The sequence below is a fragment of the Streptomyces sp. NBC_00829 genome, assembly GCF_045161795.1.
In the GTDB taxonomy this organism is placed as follows: Bacteria; Actinomycetota; Actinomycetes; order Streptomycetales; family Streptomycetaceae; genus Streptomyces.
Map to the genome: position 1 here is coordinate 6,711,674 of NZ_CP108867.1, position 24,001 is coordinate 6,735,674.

Sequence of the window (24,001 nt, forward strand, 5' to 3'; positions counted from 1 at the left end):
CTCACATCTCGAAGGACTCGTGGTGGATCCGGCGGGACGGCACTCCTGCCTCGCGCAGTGCCTGGAACGACTCCTCGGCCAGACCGGGCGGCCCGCAGAGGTAGACGTCGTGTTTCTCGATGTCGGGCAGAAGATCCTTCAGCCGCTCGGCGGTGATTTCGGGCCGGGCCCCGTCCGGTCCGTTCACCGCGTACATCAGCTGTGCGTCGCGTTGGTCCGCGATCTTTTCCAGTTCTTCCCAGAGCACCAGGTCCTCGGTCTTGCTGGCCCGGTAGAGCAGCGTCAGGTCTCCCGGACCGCCGGGCAGCGTCTCGAAGAGCGCCCGCATCGGGGTGATCCCGGCGCCGCCAGCGATCAGCAGCACCTTGTTGCGGCTCCGGCGCCCGGCGGTCATGGCTCCGTACGGCCCCTCCGCCCAGATCCGGGTCCCCGGCTCCAGCCGGGACAGTGCCGTGCTGTGCCTGCCGACCGCCTTGACGGTGATACGCATCAGCGTGGGGCGGGGCGGTGCGGACAGCGAGTACGGATTGGCGCTCCAGCGCAGGCCCTTGGTGAGGAACCGCCAGCGGAAGAACTGACCCGCCTCGGCGCCGAGCCGGTGCAGCCGCCGCCCGGTGATCAGTACGGAGACCACACCCGGAGCCTCGTCCACGGTGGACTCGACCCGCATCCGGTGCCAGAGGTTGAGCCGGACCGGCGCCAGGACCCGGTACCAGAGCAGCAGCGCGCCGACCGTGCCGTACAGCGCGTACCAGACGGTGCGCACGGTCGGGTTCGCCACGAACTCGGAGCCGGTGGCCAGCTGGTGCCAGAAGGTCAGATACACGGCGACATAGGTGGACAGGTGCAGGTAGTACCACGTCTCGTACGGCATCCTGCGGCGGACCACCCCGGCCGAGACGAAGCCGATGAACAGCAGAATCCCGGTGCCGATCGCAGCGTTGACCATCTCGGGGAAGTCGACGACGACGGTGACGGTCTGCTCCACGACGCCGGTCTTCGCCTGGACGGCGTACCCCCACACGGTCATCACGACATGCGTGACGATCAGACTGATCGCGTAACGGCCGCTCATCGCGTGCCAGCGGGTCACCCGGTCGGATCCCACCCGCCGCTCCAGCGCCGGGACCCGCGCCATCAGCAGGACCACCAGCGCGATCAGGTAGCCGCCGAGCAGGCCGGTGATCCGACCCGCGCCGATCAGCCACTCGGAGGTCGTCATGTGGACCACTGCCGTGTTCTGCCACCACAGCGACATCACCGCCGCCGCCCCGGCCCCGGCGACGGTCAGCAGCGCCACCGCAGGATCCCGCCGGGGGCGGATCGCCCGCATGGTCAGCCGCCTTGCGGCCCGACCACTCTGCAACATCGCCACGACTGCTCCTCGGCTGTGCCTCGTTCGCGTATGTGGATACGGATGCGGGGAGGCTGGAGTTCAACAGGAGGGGCGGTTGTGGAAACTGTGACGACGCGGGACCCGTCAGTAGCGTGTGAGGGCCGTGCGACCCGATGTCGTGCCGATGGCGATGTGCGGACGCCGTGACGGCTCGGTCCAGGCCAGGATTCTCGTCATCGCGGCGGCCGGCACCGACACACAACCGGCCGTCGATCCCTTGCCGTTGACGTGCAGAAAGATGCCGGCGCCGCGGCCGCGCACCGGGCGGTCGTAGTTGAAGCCGATGACCATGGCGTGGGCGTACTGGGTGGCGTAACCGGCCAGATGCTCGGACTCCTTGGCCCGGCAGTCCCGGGGAAGACCCTCCACCCAGCGGTTGTAGGCGCGCGCGTTGTTGTCCTGACACCACCAGGAGTTCTTGGTGACCCGGCGATAGGAGTAGCCGGTCCCACGGGGAGCGGGCTCGACCCCGAAGGCGTACGGCAGGCGGTACAGCCCGGTCGGTGTGGTGGACGTGTTCTGCTTGCGCTCGGACCCCTCGGCCAGTCCCTTCGCGCCGAAGCGGGCGGCGGTGGAGCCCACGGCCGCCCACCGGCCGCCGCGTCGGCGCTGCCACCAGGTGACCGTCCCCGTGGTGGAGCCGGTCTTCGGTGCCTCGGCGGTGATCAGCTGGGAGCCGCCGCCGGTGTCGGCCATCCGCTCGGGGAGCGGGGCCGCGCGGCCGGGGACGGCCGCGACGGTGCCGGCGGCGAGGAGGAGGAGTACGGAGCCAAGTGCGAGTCCGGGGCGCATGGTTCACGACCGTACGCGGCCCGTGGGTGCCGCGCTGCCCGGACTGAGCCGGACGTGCTCCTGCGTCGCGTGCGCACGGCGCGCGGCCTGGTGCGCCGAAGCTCGGATCCGGCCCGGTGCGCCGAAGCTTGGACCCGGCCTGGCGTGGCGACGCGTGACCGGCCGGGTGTGCCGACGTCACCATGGGCCGGCCGGGGCGGGCCTCAGTCCGTACGTGCCGGCAGGGGCAGCGGCAGCGCGGGCAGCCCGTCCAGGCTCACCCCGACGTGATCCTTCTTCTCGCAGTACGCGGCGAACTCCTCGTCCGACTTCCGGCCGAAGTGCTCCGCGTGCTGGGTGCGCTCCTCCTGGTACTCCAAGAACGGCACGGCGAAACCGCAGGCGTCACTGATCCGGCGGGCGTGGACCACGATGATCGCCCGGGCGCCCGGCCCGTCGGCCTCCTTGAAGTGGGTGATCAACTCCGCCCAGCGCGGGTCGTCCCGGAAGACCGCCTCGCCGCTGCCGTGCACCCGCAGCACCTTGGGCGGTCCGGAGAAGGCGCACCACATCAGGGTGATGCGTCCGTTTCCCTCCTCGCGCAGATGAGCGATGGTCTCGGCGCCGCTGCCGCCGAAGTCGAGATAGGCGAGGGTCAGCCCGTCGATCACGACGAGGGTCCCGCTGCGGCCCTTGGGCGAGAGGTTGACGTGCCCGTCCCCGGTGAGGGGGGCCGTGGCGGTGAAGAACACGGGCTGCTGGTCGATGAAGCTGCGGATCCGGCCTTCTATTCGTTCGTAGCGCTGTCCCATGCGGGTGATTATCCGCCCCGCTCCGAGCCTGCGATGAGGCCGTCTCGGGCCCCGATACGGGCGCCGGGCCGCCTTGTGCGCCGTTTCCCGGGCGCGGACCGCATTGACAGAACATACGGAGGTCTGCATAGTTATACTCATCACCGAATGCATCGTAAGGAGAAACCCGTGACCGAGCGCGTCGTACTCGCCTACTCGGGCGGTCTGGACACCTCCGTCGCCATCGGCTGGATCGCCGAGGAGACGGGCGCCGAGGTCATCGCCGTTGCCGTGGACGTCGGCCAGGGCGGCGAGGACCTGGACGTCATCCGCAAGCGCGCGCTCGCCTGCGGTGCCGTCGAGGCCGAGGTCGCGGACGCGAAGGACGAGTTCGCCGACGAGTACTGCCTCCCGGCGATCAAGGCCAACGCCCTCTACATGGACCGCTACCCGCTCGTCTCCGCCCTCTCCCGGCCGACGATCGTCAAGCATCTCGTCGCCGCTGCCAAGAAGCACAACGCCGGCATCGTGGCCCACGGCTGCACCGGCAAGGGCAACGACCAGGTGCGGTTCGAGGCCGGAATCTCCGCGCTCGGTCCCGACCTGAAGTGCATCGCCCCGGTCCGTGACTACGCCATGACCCGGGACAAGGCGATCGCCTTCTGCGAGGAGAAGCAGCTCCCGATCGCGACCACCAAGAAGTCGCCGTACTCCATCGACCAGAACGTCTTCGGCCGGGCCGTCGAGACCGGCTTCCTCGAGGACATCTGGAACGCGCCGATCGAGGACATCTACGAGTACACCTCGAACCCGGCCCTGCCGCAGGAGGCCGACGAGGTCGTCATCTCCTTCAAGGAGGGCGTCCCGGTCGCCATCGACGGCAGGCCCGTCTCCGTCCTCCAGGCGATCCAGCAGCTCAACGAGCGGGCCGGGGCCCACGGCATCGGCCGGATCGACATGGTCGAGGACCGGCTGGTGGGCATCAAGTCGCGTGAGGTGTACGAGGCACCCGGCGCCATCGCGCTGATCACCGCCCACCAGGAGCTGGAGAACGTCACGGTCGAGCGTGAGCTGGCGCGGTACAAGCGGCAGGTCGAGCAGCGCTGGGGCGAGCTCGTCTACGACGGTCTGTGGTTCTCCCCGCTCAAGCGGGCCCTGGACGGCTTCATCGACGAGGCCAACCAGCACGTCACCGGCGACATCCGGATGACCCTGCACGGCGGTCGCGCCGTCGTCACCGGGCGCAGGTCCAGCGAGTCGCTGTACGACTTCAACCTGGCGACATACGACTCCGGCGACACGTTCGACCAGTCGAAGGCGCAGGGCTTCATCGAGATCTTCGGCCTCGCCTCGAAGATCGCGGCTAAGCGGGACCTCGCCTGACTTCCCGGGCCTGACTTCCCGGGCCTGATCTCCCGGGCCTGATCTCATAGGTACGACAGCCGCCTCCCCGTTCCTCCGCGGGGGTCCCGCCAGGGGCCCGGGGGGAGGGGAGGCGGTCGCACATCCACATCCTGAGGAGCTTCAGCTGTGAGCAGCAACAACGGTGACGTACGGCTCTGGGGCGGCCGTTTCGCCGACGGTCCCGCCGAGGCGCTGGCCAGGCTGTCGGCGTCGGTGCACTTCGACTGGCGCCTCGCGCCGTACGACATCGCCGGCTCCCGGGCGCACGCGCGCGTACTCCACAAGGCGGGCCTGCTCACCGACGACGAGCTGACGCGCATGCTCGAGGGCCTCGACCGGCTCGAAGCGGATGTGGCCGACGGCTCCTTCGTGGGCACGATCGCCGACGAGGACGTGCACACCGCTCTGGAGCGCGGTCTGCTGGAGCGGCTCGGCCCCGACCTCGGTGGCAAGCTGCGGGCGGGCCGCTCGCGGAACGACCAGGTCGCGACCCTCTTCCGCATGTATTTGCGGGACCACGCCCGGATCATCGGCGGCCTCATCGCCGAGCTCCAGGACGCGCTGGTCGCTCTGGCCGAGGCCCACGCCGATGTCGCCATGCCGGGCCGTACGCACCTCCAGCACGCCCAGCCGGTGCTCTTCGCGCACCATGTCCTCGCCCATGTCCAGTCCCTGTCGAGGGACGCGGAGCGGCTGCGCCAGTGGGACGCGCGCACGGCCGTGTCCCCCTACGGCTCGGGCGCGCTCGCCGGGTCCTCGCTCGGCCTCGACCCTGAGGCCGTCGCCGCGGACCTGGGCTTCGAGCACGGCTCGGCGGGCAATTCCATCGACGGCACGGCATCGCGCGACTTCGTCGCGGAGTTCGCGTTCATCACGGCGATGACCGGTGTGAACCTCTCGCGGATCGCGGAAGAGATCATCATCTGGAACACGAAGGAGTTCTCCTTCGTGACATTGCACGACGCGTTCTCGACCGGCTCGTCGATCATGCCGCAGAAGAAGAACCCGGACATCGCCGAGCTGGCGCGTGGCAAGTCCGGCCGGCTGATCGGCAATCTGACGGGTCTGATGGCCACGCTGAAGGCCCTGCCCCTCGCGTACAACCGCGATCTCCAGGAGGACAAGGAGCCGGTCTTCGACTCCTGCGACCAGCTGGAGGTCCTGCTGCCCGCCTTCACCGGCATGATGGCGACGCTCACCGTCAACCGCGAGCGGATGGAGGAGCTCGCCCCGGCGGGATTCTCGCTCGCGACGGACATCGCGGAATGGCTGGTGAAGCAGGGCGTGCCGTTCCGGGTGGCGCACGAGGTGGCCGGCGAGTGCGTGAAGGAGTGCGAGCGGCAGGGCATCGAGCTCGACCAGCTCACGGACGCGCAGTTCGCGAAGATCTCGGAACACCTGACCCCCGAGGTGCGGACGGTGCTGAACGTCCCCGGGGCGCTTGCCTCGCGCAACGGCCGTGGTGGTACGGCTCCTTCGGCCGTGGCGGTCCAACTGGCCGAGGTCAAGGCGGACTTGGCTGTCCAGCACGAGTGGGCTTCCGCGAAGCGGTAGGCCCCGACGGTCTCAGAGGGCCGCCGCCCAGTCGGTGAGCGCGTCGAAGTCGGGCCGGGTCAGCCCGATTCTCTCGTCGATGCGCAGCAACAGGGCGGCGGCCAGATGGCGTTGGTCCACCCATTCGCGGTCGAGCGCCGTGATGTCGTCGTCGATCCAGGCGAACGGCCGGCCCGCAGCGTACTGAAGGATGTGCTGCGTCTTCCAGAAGGTCCCGCGAGGGGCCTTTCCGTGCATCTGGGGCCAGTCGATGTACGGCAGCTCGGGCAGCCCGAGCCGCGGACCTATCCAGGCGTTGGCCTCGCCCTTCCAGGTCGTCGCCCAGACGAGCTCGTACCACTCGGCGAGCGCCAGCAACTCGCCCCCGTGTCCCGGGTTGAGCCAGACGCGCAGCGGTCTGTCTCCCGTCCAGCCCTGCGGGCGCATCCGGTGGGTGGTGTAGCCCTCTGGGCGTCGTTGGGGCTTGGCCGCGTACGGATTGAGCGGTCCGTCGACGTCGATCAGCAGCAGTGGCTTCATCAGCACATGATCCTTCCGCGCCGCCGGGAGCGGCACTGATTAAAGAGTGAGACATTCATGTCTCACGTGGGCTATCGTTGTCTCATGACCGTCGACCGCGATCACGTGCTCCGTACTGCCGCCGCCCTCCTCTCGCGCAAAGCGACCTCGACCATGGACGAGGTCGCCCGTGCCGCCGGGATCGGGCGTGCCACCCTGCATCGGCACTTCGCCGGACGGGACGCGCTGGTCAGGGCGTTGGAGCAGCTCGGCATCCAGGAGTTCGAGGCCGCGCTCGACCGCGCCCGGCTCGACGAGGGGGGCGCGGGGGACGGACTGCGGCGGCTGATCGCCGAGATGGAACCCGCCGCCGAACTGCTCGCCTTCCTCGTCACCGAGAACCAGCTCTTCGAGGGCGACCGGATCAACGAGGGCTGGGCCCGGCTCGACGCCCGCGTCTCGGCCCTGTTCCGGCGCGGTCAGGAGCAGGGCGAGTTCCGGATCGACCTCAGCCCCGCCTGGCTGACCGAGGCCCTCTACGGGCTCATCGGCACCTGCGCCTGGGCCGTCATGGACGGCCGGGTCGCCAAGAACGACTTCCAGTACATGATCGCCGAGCTGTTGCTCGGCGGAGCACGACGGAGTGTGGAGAAATGACCAGCAAGACCGTCCGGCGCACGAGCGGGACGGACGAGATCCTGTACCGCCCCGGGCGCTGGCTGGCGCTGGCCGTTCTGGTGCTGGCCGTGCTGCTCGTGGCCGTCGACGCCACCGTACTCGGCCTCGCCACGCCGTACCTCAGCGAGGACCTGGAGCCGACCGGCACCCAACTGCTGTGGATCGGCGACATCTACTCCTTCGTCATCGCCGGCCTGCTCGTCTCCATGGGCAGCCTCGGCGACCGCATCGGACGCAAGAAGCTGCTGCTCGTCGGCGCTGTCGCCTTCGGCGCGGTGTCCGTACTCAACGCCTACGCCACCAGCCCCGAGATGATGATCGCCGCACGGGCCCTCCTCGGCGTCGCCGGCGCGACCCTGATGCCGTCCACCCTCGCGCTGATCCGCAACATCTTCCACGACCCCAAGGAGCGCAGTCTCGCCATCGGCATCTGGGGCGCGATGGCGTCGGCCGGTGCCGCCGTCGGACCGGTCGTCGGCGGCTTTCTGCTGGAGCACTTCTGGTGGGGATCGGTCTTCCTCATCAACCTCCCGGTCATGGCCGTCCTCGTGCTCGTCGGCATCAAGCTGCTGCCCGAGTCGAAGAACCCGGTCGCCGGGCCCTGGGACCTGGTCAGCGTCGTCCTGTCCCTGGTCGGCGTCATCGGTGTCGTCTACGCCGTCAAGGAGTTGGCGACGGCCGGCCTGAGCCGGGAGGCGGGCGTGACGGCGCTGATCGGCCTCGGCGCGCTGCACGCCTTCGTACGCAGGCAGCACAAGCTCCCGGCACCGCTGCTCGACATGCGCCTGTTCCGGCACCGGGGCTTCTCCGGTGCGGTGCTCGCCGATCTGCTGACCATTCTCGGCCTCTCCGGCCTCGTCTTCTTCCTCTCGCAGTTCCTGCAACTGGTACAGGGACGGCAGCCGTTCGAGGCCGGTCTCGCCGAACTGCCCGCGGCTGTCGGCGCAATCGTGACCGGCCTGGTCGCCGGTCCGGTGGCGCGCCGGTTCTCCGTACGCTCTGTCGTGGCGGGCGGCCTCGCCGCTGTCGGCCTCGCCCTCGCCGCGCTGACCCTGCTCAGCCAGTCCACCGGCTATCCGCTGCTCGGCGCGGCCCTGCTCGTCGTCGGCGCCGGTGCCGGATTCTCCTTCACCGTCACCGCCGACGTCATCCTGTCGAGTGTCCCGAAGGAGCAGGCCGGCTCGGCGTCCGCGGTCTCGGAGACGGCCTACGAGCTGGGCGCGGCCCTCGGGATCGCCCTGCTCGGCTCCATCGTCACCGGCGTCTACCGAGGGTTCCCCGCCCCGGCCGGCGTCCCTTCGGCCACGGCGTCGGCGGCCCACGAGTCGCTGGGCGGAGCCGTCGAGGTGGCCGGGACGCTGCCGCGGCGCCAGAGCGCCGAGCTCATCGCGTCGGCGCAGGACGCGTTCACCGACGGACTGCGGCTGGCTTCCGGGGTGGGCGCCGCGGTGCTGCTGGCGACCGCCGTCGCGGCGTGGTTCCTGCTGCGGGGCCAGAAGCTTGAGGAGGGCCTTGAGCACCCGTAGGCCGACGAGGACCCCGCAGGACGCACGAAGCCCGACGGGCCGCTTACCGGCAGGACGAAGGGGAGTGGGCCGGGTCGGCGATCGCCGACCCGGCCCACCCCGTTGCCCGCATCAGGCCCCCGCGGCCATCACGCAGCCTTCGCCTTGGTGGCGTACATGTCGACGTACTCCTGGCCCGACAGCTCCATGACCTCGGTCATCACCGAGTCGGTGACCGCCCGCAGCACGTAGCGGTCGCGGTCCATGCCCTCGTACCGCGAGAATTCCATCGGCTCGCCGAACCGGATCGTCACCCGGCCGGGACGCGGCAGACCCGCGCCCCCCGGCTGCAGCTTGTCGGTGCCGATCACCGCGAACGGAAGCACCGGCGCGCCGGTCATCAGCGTGAGCCGGGCGATGCCCGTGCGTCCGCGGTAGAGCCGCCCGTCGGGGGAGCGGGTGCCCTCCGGGTAGATGCCGAAGATCTTGCCCTCCTCCAGCACCCGACGGCCCGTCATCAGCGCGGCCACCCCGCCGTTGGCGCTGTCGCGGTCCACCGGGATCATGCCGCAGCCGGTGAAGAACCACGCCATCGCGCGGCCTTTGAGCCCCTTGCCGGTGACGTACTCGTCCTTGCCGATGAAGTACACCGGACGGTCGCACACCAGCGGGAGAATCATCGAGTCGATGAATGTCAGATGGTTCCCGGCAAGGATCACCGGACCGGTCCCGGGGATGTTCTCCGCGCCTTCCACACGTGGACGGAACATCAGGCGCAGGATCGGTCCTAGGACTGCCTTGATGAGCGACAAGCGGGACAACGGGTCCTCCGGTGTGAGAACGGTGTCGTGGGGGCGGACGGGTGCGGGCGGCGAAGTCTGTGCAGGTGAGGACCATACTCGCGGCTCACACCTGATCGCACATCGGGTTCATGGAGTGGATACGCAGTGTTGACGTGTGTTTTCACCGCGTTAGCCCAGGGTCTGCCGCAGGTAAGGCCCGCCTGCCTACGATCGGGCGGTCGCTCGGCAGGTGCGGGACATCACATGGAGGAACCTCTATGACACAGGGTGCGGACAGAAGTCCCGGGCGTCGGACCGTCCTTGGGGCGGCGGTGCTCGGCACGGCGGCTCTCGGGGTCGGCGGCGCCGGCGCCGCCGACGCGCGGGAACGTCACAGCGGTCATGGATCCTCGTACCGGGATCTGCCCAGCCCGACGGTCATCGGCCACCGCGGCGCCAGCGGCTACCGCCCCGAGCACACCATCGGCTCCTACCAGCTCGCTCTCGACCTGGGCGCGCATGTCATCGAGCAGGACCTGGTGCCCACCAAGGACGGCCATCTCGTATGCCGTCACGAGAACGACATCACGGGCACGACGGATGTCGCCGCACACCCGGAGTTCGCCTCCCGCAAGGCCACCAAGTCCATCGACGGGGTCGGCCTGACCGGATGGTTCACCGAGGACTTCACGCTCGCCGAGCTGAAGACGCTGCGTGCCAAGGAGCGGATCCCGGCCAACCGCCAGGAGAACACCCTCTACGACGGCCGCTGGGCGATCCCGACCTTCGAGGAGGTGCTCCGCTGGGCGGAGAAGGAGGGCCGCCGCCGCGGCCGTCCCGTCTGGCTGCATGTCGAGACCAAGCACCCCACCTACTTCCGCGGGCTCGGGCTCGGCCTTGAGAAGCCGCTGGCCCGGCTGCTGCGCCGGTACGGACGCGACCGCCGCAACTCCCCGGTCTTCCTCCAGTCGTTCGAGCCGAGCAGCATCGAGCGGCTGTCCCGGCTCGTCTCCTCGCCGCGCGTGGTCCTGCTCTCGGCGGCCGGAAGCCGGCCCTGGGACTTCACGGTGGCGGGCGATCCGCGCACGGTCGCCGATCTGGTCACGCCCGCGGGCCTGAAGTGGATCGCCTCCTTCGCGCAGGGCATCGGCCCGACCCTCGACCTGGTCATCCCCAAGGACGCGAGCGGCAAGCTGGGCACGCCGACGACGCTGGTACGGGACGCGCACGCCAAGGGCCTGATCCTGCACCCGTACACCATGCGCAACGAGAACACCTTCCTGCCCGCCGAATTCCGGCGCGGCACCGACCCGAACGCCTACGGCGACGCGTTCGGCGCGTTCCAGGTCTACTTCGCGACCGGCATCGACGGCATCTTCACCGACAACGCCGACACCGGGCTGCTGGCCGCCGCGGACTTCCGCGGCTGACAGCCCCGGCCGCGCCCGTACGGGTGACAGTGCCGTCGCACGGCAACCGCCGCCGCGCGACGGCACGTCCCGCCGGGCATGAGGCTTCTCGAAGACACCTCCGCGCATCTGGTCAGGACCCTGCGCCCGCTGGTGAGCGCGGAGGCGACGGCCGAGGCCCCGGCCGCGGCGATGGAGGCAGGCGACCTCGAACAGGCGGTCTGGGTGCGGCTCCTCGAACGACTCGACGGGGACGGACCGCCCCAGGACACCGCACGCTGGGTCAAATCGGCCGTACGGGCCGAAGCGCGCCGCGCCCGGCGCACAGCCGCCCGGGAGCTGCCGTACGCCCCGGAGCCCTCCGCGGATCCGGCGGGTAGCCCGGAGTGGGCCGCGCTGTGCGCCGAACGACGGCGTGCCCTGTGGGCCGCGGTCGCCCGGACACCCGGCGACTGTCCGAAGCTGCTGGCTTCGATGATGTCGCCGGAGGACCCCACCTACCGCGAAATCGCAGGAAGGTTGGGAATCTCACAGGGCAGTCTGGGGCCCATGCGTTCCCGTTGCCTGGGATGCCTGCGCAGAATGCTGCCGATGGAGGTTGCGGCTCCTGAACCTGGGGGAAAGGAGCGGTAGACAACCGGCGGACAGGTGAGCGGGAGGCATGCGCACATGGGCATGAGCGTGACCATCTCAGCGGCAAGAGAGCAGGACGCGGAGCACATCCTCAAGCTTCAGTTCCTCTGCTACCAGAGCGAGGCGGAGCTCTACGGCGACTACGGAATCGAGCCTCTCATCCAGTCCCTCGACGATCTGCGGGCCGAAATAACGCAGGGGCACGCCCTGGTGGCGCGGCTCGGCGACGAAGTGGTCGCCTCCGTGCGCGGCCGGGTCGACGAAAGCGGCACCGCTCTGATCGCCAAACTGATCGTGCACCCGCGGATGCAGCGGCACGGACTGGGCGGCCGGCTCCTCGACGCGATCGAGGAGCGCTTCGCGGCGGAGCCGGGGGCCCAGCGGTTCCAGCTGTTCACCGGCCATCGCAGCGAGCACAATCTGCGGTTGTACCGCAGCCGCGGCTATGTGCAGGTCTCCAGTGAACAGGTCGGCCCACGGCTCACCCTGGTCACGCTGGAGAAGGAGGCAGCGGCGCGCGCGTTCGTCGCCAGCGCCTAGGGTCTTTCGTCTGGATCAGGCCTGACGGGAACGTCGCAGCCAGAGCATCCCGGTGACCGGCAGCAGCACCGGGATCAAGACGTAGCCCATGCCGTAGTGGGACCAGACCGTCGAGTCGGGGAAGGCCGACGGTTCGAGAACCGTCCAGGTCCCCACGATCAGTACGCCCGCGAGCTCGGCGGCGCAGCACACCAGCGCCGCCCTGCGGGCCTTTTCCCCGCCCCGTACCAGCGTGTACGTGATGAACGCGTACACCACGGCCGCGACGGCGGAGAGCGTGTGGGCCAGCGGCGCGGAACCGTAGTCGGTGACGATCTGGTAGACGGAGCGCGAGACCGCGCCCACCGACATCACCCCGTACAGCCAGACCAGCAGCAGTCCGGGACCCTTGACCAGCCTGGTCCGCTCCTGCCGTGCCGCGGTGGCGGGCTCGGCCATCTCAGCCTCCCCAGATGTCGTAGAGCCGCACCTGCAGCACGGCGAGCACGACGGCGCCCGCGGTGACGGTCGCCGATCCCCAGCGGGTCCGCTCCGACAGCGACAGGAAGCCGGCCGCCGGGACCGCCGCGAACGCGCCGATCAGATACGCCACGAAGATCGCGGTGCCCTCGTGTGCCTTCTCACCCCCTGCCAGCTGCACGACCCCGACCACCAACTGAGCCAGTGCCAGGACCGACACCACGGCCATGCCGATGAAGTGCCAGTCCTTGGTGGGCTGATCGCGAAAGGCGGCGAAGCCGCACCAGGCGGCGAGGGCGAGCGCGGTCACGGCGACCGCGACCGTCAGGGCGTCAAGCATGACCCCGAGCGTATTACGGGCCAAAAGGCCCGCTGCGCGCGGCCCCGCGCGGCACCGTAGGGTCGAGCACCATGAAGATCGACGCAGCAGCCCTCCTGTTCGACAACGACGGCACCCTCGTCTCCTCCATGGAGTCCGTCCGGCGCTGCTGGACCCGGTGGGCCGTCGAGTACGGGATCACGGCGGAGGACTTCGCCCGGATCGAGCTGCACGGCCGCCCGGCGGCCGAGATAGCCGCCGATCTGCTTCCGGCGGATGTCGTGGCGGAGGCCGTCGCCCGCATCGAACAGCTGGAGGTCGAGGACGTGGCCGGGGGAGTCGTGCTGCTGCCCGGCACCGCCGAACTGCTCGACCGGCTGCCCGCCGACCGCTGGGCCGTGGTCACCTCCGCCACCCGGCGGCTGGCCGAGGCCAGGCTCGAAGAGGTCGGCATCCGGCCCAAGAACCTGATCGCCGCCGACGACATCAGCCGCGGCAAGCCCGACCCGGAACCGTATCTGCTCGGCGCCCGCCGTCTGGGCGTCGACCCCGCACGCTGCGTCGTCTTCGAGGACGCCCCGGCGGGTCTGGCATCGGGGCGCGCGGCGGGTATGCGGACCGTGGCCTTGGCCACAACGCACCATCGCTCCGAACTGCTCGCCGATGTCGTCGTCAACGACCTCTCAGCCGTGTCCGCGCTGGCCACGCACCGGGGAGTGGAGATCACCGCGGGGGCCTGACGTGTCCACATAGTGTGCAGAAGCGTTCCGCTATTCGGACACTCCTGATCTCCGTGTCCCGGTGTCTGTTTTACTTGCCCGCATGACCACGACGAGCAGCCGCACCCATGCGACCGAGGCGATCACGACGCCCGGTGCTCGTTGTATGTGTCGAATGTGCGCCTTCTGAGGGCCCCTGACTGAGCCTCGCGCCCCGAAGCGAGGCCGACAGCCGCGCCGCTCCGACGCCCCGTGACAAACGCGTCGGACGAGCCTGCCCCGCGCACGCGTTGCCACGGCCACCAGCCGATCAGCCGTGCCGCGTCGGAACCGAATGCCCCGTGCCCGGCGGACATCTCGCCGTGCACTCGACAGTGACGGAAACCCCCTGTGATCACCACTACGGGCCTTACCAAGCTCTACGAGTCACGAGGCCGCAAGGTCACCGCCCTGGACGGCGTCGATCTGCATGTCCGTGAGGGCGAGGTCTTCGGAGTCATCGGCCAGAGCGGTGCCGGAAAGTCCTCGCTCATCCGCTGCGTCAACCTCCTCGAGCGCCCCACCTCCGGCACCGTCACCGTCGCCGGTCAGGACCTCACCGCCCTCGCCGGGCGAGGCCGCCGCGCCCCGATGCGGCTGCGCGAGGCGCGCAGCCGCATCGGCATGGTCTTCCAGCACTTCAACCTGCTGTCCTCACGCACGGTGAAGGACAACGTCGAGCTGCCGCTGGAGATCCTCGGTGTCTCCGGCGCCGAACGCTCCCGCAAGGCACTCGAACTGCTTGACCTGGTCGGCCTCTCCGACAAGGCGAAGGCCTACCCGGGTCAGCTCTCCGGCGGCCAGAAGCAGCGCGTCGGCATCGCCCGGGCGCTCGCCAGCGACCCGAAGGTGCTGCTCTCCGACGAGGCGACCAGCGCCCTCGACCCCGAGACCACCCGCTCGATCCTGCATCTGCTGCGCGACCTCAACCGGCAGCTGGGCCTGACCGTCCTGCTCATCACGCACGAGATGGACGTCGTCAAGACCATCTGCGACTCGGCGGCCCTGATGAAGAAGGGAAAGATCATCGAATCCGGCACCGTGAGCGAGCTGCTCGCGACCCCCGGCTCCGAGCTTGCGCAGGAGCTGTTCCCGGTCGGCGGCGAGGCATCCGGCCCCGACCGCACGGTCATCGACGTCACCTTCCGCGGTGAGGCCGCGACCCAGCCGGTCATCTCCCAGCTCTCGCGCACGTACAACATCGACATCTCGATCCTCGGCGCGGCGATGGACACCGTCGGCGGCCGGCAGATCGGCCGGATGCGTATCGAACTGCCCGGACGGTACGAGGAGAACGTCGTCCCGGTCGGCTTCCTGCGCGAACAGGGGCTCCAGGTCGACACCGTCGACCCCGATGCCCCCGCCGAGCGGATCGCCCTGCCCGCGCAGAACGCCGCCGCACTCGTCGAGGAGACTGCCAAGTGACCTGGTCGGAGATGCAGCCGCTGCTGAGCCAGGGCACCCTCGACACGCTCTACATGGTGCTCTGGTCCACGCTCGTGACCGTGGCCGGCGGACTCCCGCTCGGTGTTCTGCTGGTCCTCACCGACAAGGGCGGACTGATCCAGAACACCCCGGTGAACAGGGTCGTCGGCGTGATCGTGAACATCGGCCGCTCGCTGCCGTTCATCATCCTGCTGATCGCGCTGATCCCCGTCACCACGCTGGTCGTCGGCACCTTCATCGGCCCCACCGCGATGATCGTGCCGCTCGCCGTCGGCGCCATTCCGTTCTTCGCGAGGCTCGTCGAGACGGCGATCCGCGAGGTCGACCACGGACTGGTCGAGGCCGTCCAGTCGATGGGCGGCTCCATCCCGACGATCGTGCGCAAGGTGCTGCTGCCGCAGGCCCTGTCCTCGCTCGTCTCCGCCGTCACCACCACCGTGATCGTGCTCGTCGGCTACTCGGCGATGGCCGGCGCGGTCGGCGGCGAGGGACTCGGCTCCAAGGCCGTCACCTACGGATTCCAGCGCTTCGAGACCCAGTTCATGCTGATCACGGTCGTCATCCTGATCGCCCTGGTCACCGTCGTGCAGCTGATCGGCGACGGAGCGGTGCGGCTCCTGGCGCGCCGCAGCCGTACCGCGTCCTGACCCCCTGACCTCACCCCAAGAAGCCCGCACTCCTTGTCCGGGCAAGGTTCCGCTCCACCAGAAAGAGGCACTTTTCGTGCGTAAGAACATCAAGCTCACCGCGTCCGCCGCCGCTCTCGCCGCCCTTGGGCTCGGCCTGACCGCCTGCGGCACCGCGTCCGACCCGGCCTCGGCGTCCGGCGCCAAGGCCGATGAGTCCAAGGCGCTGGTCGTCGCCGCGTCGCCGACGCCGCACGCCGACATCCTCAACTACGTCAAGGACAACCTGGCGAAGAAGGCCGGACTGAAGCTCGAGGTCAAGGAGTTCACGGACTACGTCCTGCCGAACACCGCCACCGAGAGCGGCCAGGTCGACGCCAACTTCTTCCAGCACAAGCCCTACCTCGACGACTTCAACACGAAGAACAAGACCCACATCGTTCCGGTGGCCGACGTTCACCTGGAGCCGCTCGGCCTGTACTCCAAGAAGGTCAAGGGCCTCAAGGAACTCAAGGCCGGTCAGACGGTGGCGGTACCCAACGACACCACCAACGAGGGCCGAGCGCTCAAGCTGCTCGCCGACAACGGTCTGATCACCCTCAAGGACGGCGCGGGCACCGGCGCCAAGCTCTCCGACATCAAGGACGGCAAGGGCCTGAAGTTCAAGGAGCTGGAGGCCGCCACGCTGCCCCGAGCCCTGAACGACGTCGACGCGGCGGTCATCAACGGCAACTACGCCATCGAGGCCGACCTCAAGCCCGCCAAGGACTCCCTCGCGCTGGAGAAGGCCGACGGCAACCCGTACGCCAACTTCCTCGCCGTCAAGAAGGGCAACGAGAAGGACGTGCGCGTGCAGAAGCTCGCCAAGCTCCTCAACTCCCCCGAGGTGAAGAAGTTCATCGAGGACACGTACGCCGGCTCGGTGGTCCCCGCCTTCGGCGGCGTCAAGTAACGTCTGCCGCAAGGCCCTTGAAAAAGGCCCCGCGCACCACGACAGGTGCGCGGGGCCTTGTGCTCCTCACCACCCGGCCATGCGCATCCCCCACCCGATGCTGCATGCTGTGCCTTTACGGCTACGGCCCCTACGACGGTCTTCGGCATGGAGCTGCGCATGACTACCACCTTCCCGGACGTGTCCATCAGCACGGAGCGGTTGGTGCTGCGCCCCTTCGAAGATGCCGACATCCCGGCGCACACCGAGATGATGAACGACGAGATGGTCACCGCCTGGACCGCGGCGCCGCACCCGTACACCGCCGCGAACGCCCGGGCGTGGATCCGCAGGATCGCTCCTGCAGAGCGCACCGAAGGCCGCGGAATCGTTCTCGCCGTCACCGAGTTCCTCACCCAGCGGCTCGTCGGCATCGTCCAACTGCAGAACACCGACTGGCGCACGCTGGCCACCGAGGTCGCGTACGTCACCGCCCCCTGGGCGCGCGGCGAGGGATACGCCACCGAATCGGTGCTGGCCGTCGCCCAGTGGCTCTTTCGCATCCAGAAGTTCGAGCGTCTGGAACTGCGCACCCCCGCCGACAACACCGCCTCGCAGCAGGTCGCGCAGAAGATCGGCTGCATCAGCGAGGGTGTCCTGCGCAACGCCTGGATAGCGCGCACGCAGACGGAGGACGGCGGCTGGACCGAGATCCGTACCGATCTGATCGTCTGGAGCCTGCTGCCCGAGGACCTCGAGGGCGTCGCCGACCAGATGGCCGACGCGGGCTACGGATCCTTCACCGACTGGAACTGACCGGCACCGAGCTGATCGGGCCCGTCGACTCCGGGTAACCTCACCATGCCCGCACTCGTGCGGTGCGGGCTGCCCCCCACCTGCGACAACACCAGGAGACTGACGACGATGGCCGACCGGGTCACGGTGATCGGCTGGGACGGCTCGCCGCTCACCCCTGCGGCCGGGTCCGCCCTCGCCGCCGCCACCCTGGTGGCCGGAGCGGCTCACCACCTCGCGCTCCCCGAGGTGCCGAAGGGCGCCGAGCGGATCCGCCTCGGCAGCGTCGACCTCGCCGCCCGGCGGATCGCCGGCCACCGCGGCAGCGCCGTCGTCCTCGCCGACGGCGACCCCGGCTTCTTCGGTGTCGTACGCACCCTGCGCGCCCCGGAGCACGGCCTGGAGGTCGAGGTCGTGCCCGCCGTCTCCTCCGTCGCCACCGCCTTCGCCCGCGCCGGCATGCCCTGGGACGACGCCCAGATCGTCGTCGCCCACCGCCGTACGCTGCGCCGCGCCGTCAATGTCTGCCGGGCGCACCCCAAGGTCGCGGTCCTCACCTCCCCCGGCGCGGGGCCCGCCGAGCTCGCCCTGCTGCTCGAAGGCGTCCATCGCACCTTCGTCATCTGCGAGGAACTGGGCACCGACCGCGAGCAGGTCACCGTCCTGACCTCCGACAAGGCCGCCGACCATGTCTGGCGCGACCCCAATGTCGTCATCGTCATCGGCGGCGCGGCGAGTGCGGCACACCGCGGCGGAGGGTGGATCGCGGCCCGCGAGCCCGGCTATCCGCCGGCCGTCCGGGGGTGGGCGCTGCCCGGCGAGTCGTACGGGAAGGGGCTGGGCGAGGGCGAGTCGGTGCAGCTGCGCGCCGCGCAACTGGCCCGCCTCGGGCCCCGCATCGGGGACCTGGTCTGGGACATCGGCTGCGGCAGCGGGGCGCTCGCGGCGGAGGCGGCCCGGTTCGGGGCCGCGGTCATCGCCGTCGACGCGGACGCGGACGCCTGCGCCCGCGCCAAGGCGACCGCCCGCCGCTCGTCCGCCCAGCTCCAGGTCGTCCAGGGGCGTGCGCCGCATGTGCTGGAGCGGCTGCCCGAGCCCGATGTCGTACGGATCGGAGGCGGGGGAGTACCGGTAGTCACCGCATGCGCCGACCGGCGGCCCCAGCGCATCGTCACCCATGCCTCGACCCGCGACGAGGCCGAGGCGGTCGGAGCCGCGCTGGCGGCGGGCGGATACGACGTGGAGTGCGCCCTGCTGCAGTCCGTCGACATGGATACGGGCACGTGGGAGGAGCGGGAGCGTTCCGTCGTCTTCCTGCTCTCCGGCAGGCGCGGGGACAGCGCCCCCTGAGGTGGCCGCCGGACGGCGCGGGGTAGGCTGACCGACCGTCGTACCGCAGCCGGGCGTTCGTCGCTTCGTTCGTCAATGTCCGAAAAAAAGGGCCGCTTTGGTTCCGGTATGTGGTACGTCAGAACCTGGGGAAGCGCAACGTGGCGCAGCCCACAGCGGACCGTGGCGGTTCTCCCTGCCGCGGGGGGCGTACGGCCGCGAGAATGCTTGCTGACCGTGGGGGCATCGTGCCGCGCGGCGCACACGCTCGTTCTTGTTGACGGGCGTCGGGTGTGCCGCGATCGGGCGTCCCGGGCGACGGGCGAAGGAACACAAGCGATGGGCGAGGGGTACGCATGACTGACACCGGCCAGATCCCGGGCGAGGGGCTGCCGGAGAACGCAGGCATGGTGGAGCAGCCGGGCGTCCCCGCTCCCGGCTCGTACACCTTCCTCGACCCCTCCGAGAACGGCTCCGAAGAGGACGATCTGCTGCTGATGCCGGGTGCTCAGGGCGCGTGGAGCGACCCGCAGCCCGTGCAGCCCGTCCAGGCGGCGAATCCCGTCCACGCGATGCAGTACGTGCAGTCCGCGCAATCCGTTCAACAGAGCCCGGTGGCTCAGGTGGCCGAGCAGCAGCTCTCCGCTCCGCCGGCCGCGCCCGCGGCGATGTCCCAACCGCAGATGGCGCTCGGCGACCAGCTCGTGTCCGGCTACCAGCAGGCCGAGCCGTTCACGCATGAGGCCGGGGCCCAGGAGTCCGCCGCTCCGCAGCTGCCCGAGCCTGCGGAGTTCAGGGCCGCCTCGGAGTTCGCGGCTCCGGCTGCCGAGCCCGTGGCCCCCGCACTCACCGACGAGTACGTGGCCCCCGCCGAGCAGTCGGCGTCCCCGTCGGCGTCCGGGAACCTCGCCGAGGCGACCGAGGTGCCCGAGCCGGCCGCTCCCCTCTTCGACGGTCATGACTCCGGCGTGTTCGAGGTGGATGGGGACGAACCCCGCGTGCACGAGGCGAGCGCGCACGAGGCCGGGGGCCGTGACACCGGCTCCGTGGACCTGACCGCCGTACGCGTCCCGCCCACGTCTGCCACGCCGACGCCTCCGCCCGCGCGCCGCCCGCTGCACATGGGCCCGCCGCTGCCCGACAACTCGGGCGGCGTGGTCCGCTCGCTCGCCGACCGCGGTCCGGCCGGAGCGCCCGCGCACCCCGCGGCCGTCACCCACTCCGGGCCGCCCACCGTGGGCCCGGAGTACCTCGACATCCCGCGCGACGAGCCGGCTTCCGTGCTTCCCGGACCGCAGTTGGGCGAGATCCCGCCCCAGGCCGGAGTTCCCTGGGACCCTCAGCCCCCCCAGGCCCACACGCCCCCTCCACTGCACGCAGAATCGGTCGCCCCGGAGCCTTCGCCGATCACACCGGCCCCTTCTGTTGACGCAGAGGCCCCTGTGGCGAGACCCGGGCAGGAAGCGGACCCGGCGGCGGAGCAGGCCGCGGAGCCGGAGCCCTCGGTGTTCGTGCCCATCGACGGTCCGCTCCCCGCCGTGCCCGACCTGGCGCCCCCGCCGGTCGCCGTCATGGTGCAGGCCGAGCCCGAGGCGGTGCCCGAGTCCGAGGTCGTGCAGGAGCAGGTGCAGGACGTTCAGGACGTTGCTGTGGCGCAGGACGAGCCGCAGGCGGTGACCGAGGTACTCGTTCCCGCTCCAGGTGAGGCGCTCGCGGAGCCGCTCGCCGACGCAGCCGCCGAGGTGGTGCCCGAGCCAGCTCCTGAATCCGAGCTCTGGCCCGAACCTGTCGCCGAACCTTTTGCCGAGGCCGAGGCCGCGGAAGCGGTCACCGAGCCCGAGCCGGTCGTCGTACCCGAGCCGGTCGTCGTACCCGAGCCGGTCGTCGTACCCGAGGCCGTCGCGGAGCCCGAGCTGGTCGTCGAGACCGTCGTGGCAGACGAGGAGCTCGCCGCGGCAGAAGCCCCTGAGCCCGGACCGGAACCGGTGCCCGCGCAGGAACCCCAGCCGGAGCAGCCGCAGGACCAGCAGCCGGAGCAGGGCCAGGCGCCCGTCGCCGTGCCCGCCCCGCTGACGCCTTCGGCGCCCGGCGCGCCTGCGCCCGCCTACGACGACGCCGAGCGTGAAGCCGTCCTGCGGGTCATGCGTGAGCGCCGGGACATCCGCAACGGCTTCCGCAGCGACCCCATCCCGCACGAGGTGCTGCTGCGCGTCCTGGAGGCTGCCCACACCGCACCGAGCGTGGGCCACTCGCAGCCCTGGGACTTCGTCGTCATCCGCTCCGCCGAGACCCGGCGGACGATGCACGAACTCGCCCAGCGTCAGCGCGAGGCGTACGCCAAGTCGCTGCCCAAGGGCCGGGCCAAGCAGTTCAAGGAACTGAAGATCGAGGCGATCCTCGACACCCCGGTGAACATCGTTGTCACCGCCGACCCCACCCGCGGCGGCCGGCACACCCTCGGCCGGCACACCCAGCCGCAGATGGCGCCGTACTCCTCGGCCCTCGCCGTCGAGAACCTCTGGCTCGCCGCCCGCGCCGAGGGCCTCGGCGTGGGCTGGGTCAGTTTCTTCGACGAGCGCGAGATGGTACGGGCGCTGGGGCTGCCCGAGCACCTGGAGGTCGTGGCCTACCTGTGCGTCGGGTACGTCGACGAGTTCCCCCAGGAGCCGGAGCTGATGCAGGCGGGCTGGTCCAAGCGCCGTCCGCTGTCGTGGGTCGTCCACGAGGAGACATACGGACGCCGGGCCCTGCCCGGCGAGGAGCCGCACGACCTGCTCCAGGAGACCGTCACCAACATCCGCCCGCTGGACGCGAAGGCACTCGGCGAAGCGTGGGAGCGGCAGAAGCGCATGACCAAGCCGGCCGGCGCGCTCGGCATGCTGGAGATCATCTCCGCGCAGCTGAGCGGCCTCTCCCGGATGTGCCCGCCGCCGATCCCGGAGCCCGCGGCCGTCGCGATCTTCGCGGGCGACCACGGAGTGCACGCCCAGGGCGTCACGGCCTGGCCGCAGGAGGTCACGGCCCAGATGGTGGCCAACTTCCTCGGCGGGGGAGCGGTCTGCAACGCCTTCGCCAACCAGGTCGGCGCCGAGGTCTGTGTGATCGACGTAGGCGTGGCCGGGGACCTGCCCGCCACGCCGGGGCTGCTGCCGCGCAAGGTCCGCCCGGGCACCGCCGACTTCACGACCGGACACGCCCTGACCCGCGACGAGGTCCTCTCCGCCGTCGAGGTCGGGATCGAGACCGCCCGCGACCTGGTCGCGGCCGGCAACAAGGCACTGCTCACGGGTGAGATGGGCATCGCCAACACGACCGTCTCCGCCGCGCTGATCTGCGTGTACACCGGTATGGATCCGAGCGAGATCACCGGCCGTGGTACGGGCATCAACGACGAGATGCATGCGCGCAAGGTCGACGTGGTGCGCCGTGCGCTCGACCTGCACACACCCGATCCCGCCGACCCGATCGGCGTTCTGTCGGCGGTCGGCGGCCTGGAGCACGCGGCCCTGGTCGGATTCATCCTGGGCGGCGCCTCGCTGCGTACACCGGTGGTGCTCGACGGTGTCTCGGCGGGCGCCGCCGCCCTCGTCGCCCGGGCCATCGCCCCCGAGGCGCTGGCGGCCTGCATCGCGGGTCACCGCAGCGCGGAGCCGGGCCATGTGGCGGCGCTGAACAAGCTGGGCCTGCGTCCGCTCGTCGACCTCGACCTGCGCCTCGGCGAGGGCACGGGGGCGCTGCTGGCGCTGCCCGTGGTGCAGAGCGCGGCGCGGGCCATGCACGAGGTGGCGACGTTCGACTCGGCGGGCGTGACGGAGAAGTAGTCCGTCCGGCGCGCTGCCTGCCGACGGGCGGGCAGCGCACCGGACGCGCGGTCCGCCCGGCGCCCGTACCACGCTGCGACGCGACACACTGTCCTGGCCACGGGTCCCACGGGTCGCCGCGCCGAGGTGTGCCGACCCCCGTCTTCGGGGACGGTCGGTGTGAGGGAAATCCGCCGCCCGCGGCCCACCGCCCTGTGCCCCCCTGCGTCCCCTCACCGTAAGGTGGTCGCCAGGGTCCCGTACCCCGTCCCACCAGCCGCTTCACCGCAGCAGCGGCCCCATCACGCACTTGCCCCGCCCGAGGAGCCAGTACCGCCATGGCCGAGCACGCCGAGCACGCAGAGCACCCCGCCTACCCCGTAGGGCTTCGCCTTTCCGGACGCCGCGTCGTCGTCCTCGGCGGCGGCCAGGTCGCCCAGCGCAGGCTTCCCGCGCTGATCGCGGCCGGTGCCGACCTGGTGCTCGTGTCCCCGAGCGCGACCCCGTCCGTCGAGGCGATGGCCGCGGCCGGCGAGATCGCCTGGGAGCGGCGGCGCTACGCCGAAGGCGACCTGGCCGACGCCTGGTACGCGCTCATCGCCACCTCCGACGCCGAGGCGAACGGGCGCGCGTCCGCCGAGGCCGAGCGCACCCGCACCTGGTGCGTACGCGCCGACGACGCGGGCGCCGCCACCGCCTGGACCCCCGCCACCGGCCGGTCCGAGGGTGTGACGGTCGCCGTGCTCACGGGCCGCGACCCCCGCCGTTCCGCCGCCGTGCGCGACGCCATCGTCGAGGGTCTGCGCGACGGCAGTCTTGCCGCCCCCCACCACCGCACGCGCACACCGGGCGTCGCGCTCGTCGGCGGCGGGCCCGGGGACCCCGACCTGATCACCGTCCGCGGACGCCGTCTCCTCGCCGAGGCCGATGTCGTCATCGCGGACCGTCTCGGACCGCGCGACCTGCTCGACGAACTCCCGCCGCACGTCGAGGTGATCGACGCGGCGAAGATCCCGTACGGCCGGTTCATGGCCCAGGAGGCCATCAACAACGCCCTGATCGAGCATGCGAAGGCGGGCAAGGCCGTCGTGCGCCTCAAGGGCGGCGACCCCTTCGTCTTCGGTCGCGGCATGGAGGAGGCCGAAGCCCTCGCCGAGGCGGGCATCCCGTGCACGGTCGTTCCCGGCATCTCCAGCTCCATCAGCGTCCCCGGGGCGGTCGGTATCCCGGTCACCCACCGGGGGGTCGCCCATGAGTTCACGGTGGTCAGCGGCCATGTCGCACCCGACGACGAGCGTTCGCTGGTCGACTGGGCCTCCCTCGCGAAGCTCCGCGGCACCCTGGTCGTCCTGATGGGTGTCGACAAGATCGGTGCGATCGCGCGGGCACTGGTCGCACACGGCAAGAGCGCCGGTACTCCGGTGGCTCTGGTCCAGGAGGGGACGACCGCGTCCCAGCGCAGGGTCGACGCGACCCTGGGGACCGTCGCCGAGGTGGTCAGGGCCGAGGACGTACGCCCTCCGGCCGTCATCGTCATCGGCGACGTCGTCACGGTCGGCCCGCGCAAGCCGTAGATT

22 protein-coding genes are annotated in these 24,001 nt (G+C 70.6%); 15 read left to right on the forward strand and 7 right to left on the reverse strand.

Annotated features, from left to right (window positions below; translation table 11 throughout):
* Position 1: 1 nt before the first annotated feature.
* The 3 genes from OG293_RS29980 to OG293_RS29990 form a co-directional block, all read right to left on the reverse strand.
* Positions 2–1,369 carry a ferric reductase-like transmembrane domain-containing protein gene (locus OG293_RS29980; protein WP_406003754.1) on the reverse strand — a complete coding sequence of 456 codons (1,368 nt, stop codon included), beginning with the start codon at positions 1,367–1,369 and terminating at the stop codon, positions 2–4.
* A 111-nt stretch (positions 1,370–1,480) separates the two neighbouring features.
* Entirely contained in the window at positions 1,481–2,188 is a 708-nt protein-coding gene (locus OG293_RS29985) for a L,D-transpeptidase (RefSeq protein WP_406001905.1), read from the reverse strand.
* Between the two features lie 203 nt (positions 2,189–2,391).
* Positions 2,392–2,979 carry a pyridoxamine 5'-phosphate oxidase family protein gene (locus OG293_RS29990; RefSeq protein WP_406001906.1) on the reverse strand — a complete coding sequence of 196 codons (588 nt, stop codon included), beginning with the start codon at positions 2,977–2,979 and terminating at the stop codon, positions 2,392–2,394.
* A gap of 168 nt (positions 2,980–3,147) precedes the next feature.
* On the opposite strand from OG293_RS29990, the gene OG293_RS29995 reads away from it, so the two are divergent.
* Together OG293_RS29995 and argH are read left to right on the forward strand one after the other, a co-directional pair.
* The gene (locus tag OG293_RS29995) at positions 3,148–4,341 is read left to right on the forward strand and encodes an argininosuccinate synthase (protein WP_406001907.1); all 1,194 of its coding nucleotides are present in this window, start codon (positions 3,148–3,150) and stop codon (positions 4,339–4,341) included.
* Between the two features lie 147 nt (positions 4,342–4,488).
* On the forward strand, positions 4,489–5,916 hold the full coding sequence (gene argH / locus OG293_RS30000) for an argininosuccinate lyase (protein WP_406001908.1): 1,428 nt from the start codon (positions 4,489–4,491) through the stop codon (positions 5,914–5,916).
* Between the two features lie 12 nt (positions 5,917–5,928).
* On the opposite strand, the gene OG293_RS30005 is transcribed toward argH, so the two are convergent.
* Positions 5,929–6,435, reverse strand: a complete 507-nt coding sequence (locus tag OG293_RS30005; RefSeq protein WP_406001909.1) for an HAD domain-containing protein — start codon at positions 6,433–6,435, stop codon at positions 5,929–5,931.
* A gap of 84 nt (positions 6,436–6,519) precedes the next feature.
* Here OG293_RS30005 and OG293_RS30010 point away from each other — a divergent pair, with 84 nt between their 5' ends.
* The gene (locus tag OG293_RS30010) at positions 6,520–7,071 is read left to right on the forward strand and encodes a TetR/AcrR family transcriptional regulator (RefSeq protein WP_406001910.1); all 552 of its coding nucleotides are present in this window, start codon (positions 6,520–6,522) and stop codon (positions 7,069–7,071) included.
* Positions 7,068–8,618, forward strand: coding sequence for an MFS transporter (locus OG293_RS30015; protein WP_406001911.1), 1,551 nt, complete (start codon positions 7,068–7,070; stop codon positions 8,616–8,618). The genes OG293_RS30010 and OG293_RS30015 overlap by 4 nt, the downstream gene beginning before the upstream one ends.
* A 128-nt stretch (positions 8,619–8,746) precedes the next feature.
* Here OG293_RS30015 and OG293_RS30020 read toward each other — a convergent pair whose 3' ends face one another.
* A complete protein-coding gene (locus OG293_RS30020; protein ID WP_406003755.1) occupies positions 8,747–9,409 on the reverse strand; it encodes a lysophospholipid acyltransferase family protein in 663 nt (220 codons plus the stop codon).
* Positions 9,410–9,657: 248 nt separating this feature from the next.
* Here OG293_RS30020 and OG293_RS30025 point away from each other — a divergent pair, with 248 nt between their 5' ends.
* From OG293_RS30025 to OG293_RS30035, 3 genes are all read left to right on the forward strand, one after another.
* Complete coding sequence (locus OG293_RS30025; RefSeq protein WP_406001912.1) at positions 9,658–10,809, forward strand: glycerophosphodiester phosphodiesterase; 1,152 nt, start codon at positions 9,658–9,660, stop codon at positions 10,807–10,809.
* Positions 10,810–10,887: 78 nt separating this feature from the next.
* Positions 10,888–11,421, forward strand: a complete 534-nt coding sequence (locus tag OG293_RS30030) for an RNA polymerase sigma factor (RefSeq protein ID WP_406001913.1) — start codon at positions 10,888–10,890, stop codon at positions 11,419–11,421.
* Between the two features lie 36 nt (positions 11,422–11,457).
* Entirely contained in the window at positions 11,458–11,961 is a 504-nt protein-coding gene (locus OG293_RS30035; RefSeq protein WP_406001914.1) for a GNAT family N-acetyltransferase, read from the forward strand.
* Positions 11,962–11,976: 15 nt separating this feature from the next.
* Here the strand turns inward: OG293_RS30035 and OG293_RS30040 are convergent, their stop codons facing one another.
* Both OG293_RS30040 and OG293_RS30045 read right to left on the reverse strand, forming a co-directional pair.
* Positions 11,977–12,399, reverse strand: coding sequence for a hypothetical protein (locus tag OG293_RS30040; protein ID WP_406001915.1), 423 nt, complete (start codon positions 12,397–12,399; stop codon positions 11,977–11,979).
* 1 nt (position 12,400) lies between these two features.
* Positions 12,401–12,760, reverse strand: a complete 360-nt coding sequence (locus OG293_RS30045) for a hypothetical protein (RefSeq protein WP_406001916.1) — start codon at positions 12,758–12,760, stop codon at positions 12,401–12,403.
* A gap of 71 nt (positions 12,761–12,831) precedes the next feature.
* On the opposite strand from OG293_RS30045, the gene OG293_RS30050 reads away from it, so the two are divergent.
* From OG293_RS30050 to cobA, 8 genes are all read left to right on the forward strand, one after another.
* Positions 12,832–13,479, forward strand: coding sequence for an HAD family hydrolase (locus tag OG293_RS30050; RefSeq protein ID WP_406001917.1), 648 nt, complete (start codon positions 12,832–12,834; stop codon positions 13,477–13,479).
* 369 nt (positions 13,480–13,848) lie between these two features.
* Complete coding sequence (locus OG293_RS30055; RefSeq protein WP_406001918.1) at positions 13,849–14,922, forward strand: methionine ABC transporter ATP-binding protein; 1,074 nt, start codon at positions 13,849–13,851, stop codon at positions 14,920–14,922.
* Positions 14,919–15,590: a methionine ABC transporter permease gene (locus tag OG293_RS30060; RefSeq protein WP_406001919.1), complete on the forward strand. Its 672-nt coding sequence runs from the start codon at positions 14,919–14,921 to the stop codon at positions 15,588–15,590. The genes OG293_RS30055 and OG293_RS30060 overlap by 4 nt, the downstream gene beginning before the upstream one ends.
* 76 nt (positions 15,591–15,666) lie before the next feature.
* Positions 15,667–16,521 carry a MetQ/NlpA family ABC transporter substrate-binding protein gene (locus OG293_RS30065; protein WP_406001920.1) on the forward strand — a complete coding sequence of 285 codons (855 nt, stop codon included), beginning with the start codon at positions 15,667–15,669 and terminating at the stop codon, positions 16,519–16,521.
* Between the two features lie 147 nt (positions 16,522–16,668).
* Complete coding sequence (locus OG293_RS30070) at positions 16,669–17,316, forward strand: GNAT family N-acetyltransferase (protein ID WP_406001921.1); 648 nt, start codon at positions 16,669–16,671, stop codon at positions 17,314–17,316.
* Positions 17,317–17,424: 108 nt separating this feature from the next.
* Positions 17,425–18,645 carry a precorrin-6y C5,15-methyltransferase (decarboxylating) subunit CbiE gene (cbiE, locus tag OG293_RS30075; RefSeq protein WP_406003756.1) on the forward strand — a complete coding sequence of 407 codons (1,221 nt, stop codon included), beginning with the start codon at positions 17,425–17,427 and terminating at the stop codon, positions 18,643–18,645.
* Between the two features lie 335 nt (positions 18,646–18,980).
* On the forward strand, positions 18,981–22,445 hold the full coding sequence (gene cobT, locus OG293_RS30080; protein ID WP_406001922.1) for a nicotinate-nucleotide--dimethylbenzimidazole phosphoribosyltransferase: 3,465 nt from the start codon (positions 18,981–18,983) through the stop codon (positions 22,443–22,445).
* Between the two features lie 317 nt (positions 22,446–22,762).
* Positions 22,763–23,998, forward strand: a complete 1,236-nt coding sequence (cobA, locus tag OG293_RS30085) for a uroporphyrinogen-III C-methyltransferase (protein WP_406001923.1) — start codon at positions 22,763–22,765, stop codon at positions 23,996–23,998.
* Positions 23,999–24,001: the final 3 nt, after the last annotated feature.